We start from the raw sequence: 1,857 nt of genomic DNA on the forward strand, positions 1-1,857 counted from the left end.
AGCCCTGCGCGCCGAGGTTGCTGTCGATCACGACGCGCTCGGCCCGGTTCGGGAACAGCGTGGCGTACACGGCGCCCAGGGAGGTGCCGTACGAGTCGCCGAGGTAGGAGACCTTGCGCTCGCCGAGCGCGGCGCGGACGGCGTCCAGGTCGCGGGCGGCGTTCGCGGTCGTGTTGTGCGGCAGGGCTTCCGCGCTCGGCGAGGCGAGGCACTGCTTCGCGATCTGCTCCACCTCGGCGGCGCGCTCGCCCACCGAGCCGGGGGTGACCGCGTATGGCGGGCTGCTGCCGTCCGCCTGCTGCTCCTCGGTGAGGTCGCAGCTGACGGGCGAACTGCTCCCGACGCCGCGCGGGTCGACGGCGACGACGTCGTAGGCGTCGAGGACGCTCTGCGGCATCTTGAGCACGTCGCGCAGCTGGGCCGGGAACGTGAGCGCGACGGACGGGCCGCCGGGGTTGGTGAGCAGGACGCCCTTGCGCCGCGCGGGGTTCTTGCTCGCGACGCGGGACAGGGCGATCTCGGTCTTGCGCCCGCGCGGGTCGCGGTAGTCCAGCGGGACCTGGAGCGTGCCGCACTCGACGCCCTCGGCGGCGACGTCCTCGGGGCAGTCGGCCCAGGCGATGGCGGGTGTGGCGGCGGCGCCCGGTTCAGCCGAGGACACCCCCGCGACCAGCAACGACGCCGCGGTGGTGAGCACCGCGGTCAACGACAACGTCCTTCGCATCAACCGATCCCCTCGTCGTGGCCGACGCGGTGGCGCCGACGGGGACCAGTGGAAACCATGCCGTTGGGGCACGGTCAAGGACGGCGGGGAGCTTCCGACCGGCGGTGGGGGTGGGGGTCGACTTTCGTCGGTGCGGGGAGGGCTGGTGGTAGGACGTGGTCGGCGACTTGGGAGAACCCCGAGGGCGCGGCCCCCGGAAACCGGGAACCGCGCCCTCGGCCGGTCGTCACGCCTGGCGCGGCGGCAGGACGACCCGGTGGACCTGCGAGGTGTTGCCCGCCCGGTCCGTCGCGGTGAACTCCAGGACCTGGGGTTCGTCGTGCAGCGCCCTCGTGAACGGCTCCTGGTAGACGCCCCAGAAGGTCTCCGCCGTGCGCCAGCGGATCCGGTCCACGCCCGACACGTCGTCGGTCGCGTCCAGGGTCACCTCGACGTTGCTCGGGCCCAGGGACCTGACCTTGGACTTCGGCGTCGGGGGCTCGCTGTCCACGGAGACCTCGGCGCGCGCGTGCACCACGCGGCCCAGCGGGTCGGTCGCCCGTGCGCGGAGCACGTGCCTGCCCTCGCCGGGGGCCTGGACCTCCGCCGTCACCGGGGACCAGTCGGCGTCGCCGAGCGCGGCTTCCAGGTCGGCGGGCTGGACGGTGCTCACCTTGAACGCGGGCGCGCTGGTGTACCAGCCCGACGGCGCCCGCTCGCCGAGCACGTCGACCCGCAGCACGGGCAGCGGCTCCTGCGCGCCGATGTCACCGGGCAGGGACCACTCGACCACCCCGTCGCGCAGGACCGGACCCGCGTCCGAGTCCGGGAGGAACGCCGACGCCCTCGGACCGGAGCCGTCCAGGGTGCTGGACGCCGCCGCCTCCAGGACCGCCACGGCCTCCTCGCGGTTGAGCAGCCCGGCCCGTGCGGCGCGCACCGCGTTGGTGTGCGCGGAGAGGAGGAACTCCTCGTAGGTCGCGTGACCGCCCGAACCCCACAGGCCGGTCAGGAACGACCAGCCCGTCCCGTCCTGGCGGTTCGGCACGCCGGGATCGCTGCCCGCGAACGCGATCTCCTCGTCCGACAGCCGCAGGTACAGGTGGTAGCGCGCGTCACCCCCGGAGCACGCGGGCTCGAAGGTCAGGCCGCCG

The 1,857-nt window shown here is 74.3% G+C and carries 2 protein-coding genes; both read right to left on the bottom strand.

Annotated elements, in window-relative coordinates:
• The coding region (locus ACTUAL_RS02060) for an alpha/beta fold hydrolase (protein ID WP_440899065.1) at positions 1-724 on the bottom strand (724 nt) is incomplete at its 3' end.
• A 226-nt stretch (positions 725-950) separates the two neighbouring features.
• Positions 951-1,857: OmpL47-type beta-barrel domain-containing protein (locus ACTUAL_RS02065; protein ID WP_440899066.1), on the bottom strand; the 907-nt coding region annotated here is incomplete at its 5' end.

Source organism: Actinosynnema sp. (assembly GCF_052038725.1).